General features: G+C 41.9%; 1 protein-coding gene. It reads left to right on the top strand.

Annotation, left to right across the window (positions count from 1 at the left end; genetic code table 11):
* Positions 1 to 160: 160 nt before the first annotated feature.
* Positions 161 to 675 (top strand): inorganic diphosphatase (locus ACS8FC_RS17955; protein ID WP_439297791.1); only part of this gene is annotated, 515 nt, incomplete at its 3' end.

The raw sequence follows: 675 nt of genomic DNA, 5'->3' as shown, positions 1-675 counted from the left end.
CATAATATCTTGCACGCTTAGACTTAAGCATTAAGAGAAAATTTAGAACAAACTTGTTATAATCGCACCCAGTACAAATTGGGTGCGGCAAAAATTTTGCAGTATCCCTAGCTACATCAATCATTCAAACCTCTAAAACAAAAGCAAATTGGAGTATTTCATGGCAGATTTTAATAAAATTTTGGACGCAGGCGACGTAGACGGCGGTATCATCAACGTAGTCGTAGAGATCCCAGCTGGTAGCAGCCATAAAATTGAGTGGAATCGCGAATTGGCCGTATTTGAGCTTGATCGTATTGATCCACAGATTTTTGCTAAGCCATGTAACTATGGTTTCATCCCGCAAACACTTGACGAAGATGGCGATGAGCTTGATGTATTGCTATTGACTGAACAGCCACTACCGACTGGTATCTTCCTAAAAGCAAAAGTCATCGGTGTAATGAAGTTTGTTGATGATGGCGAAGTAGATGACAAGATCGTTGTCGTACCTGCTGATGACCGTGACACAGGTAACGCTTACAACAGCCTAGAAGACCTACCAAAGCAGCTCATCAACCAACTAGAGTTCCATTTCAGCCACTATAAAGACCTGAAAAAAGCGGGTACTACTGTGGTTGAATCTTGGGGTGATGTTGCGGAAGCGAAAGAAGTCATCAAAGAATCTATCCAACG

Source organism: Psychrobacter sp. 1Y4 (genome assembly GCF_051847555.1).
This window is presented reverse-complemented; position numbering and strand designations above follow the sequence as displayed.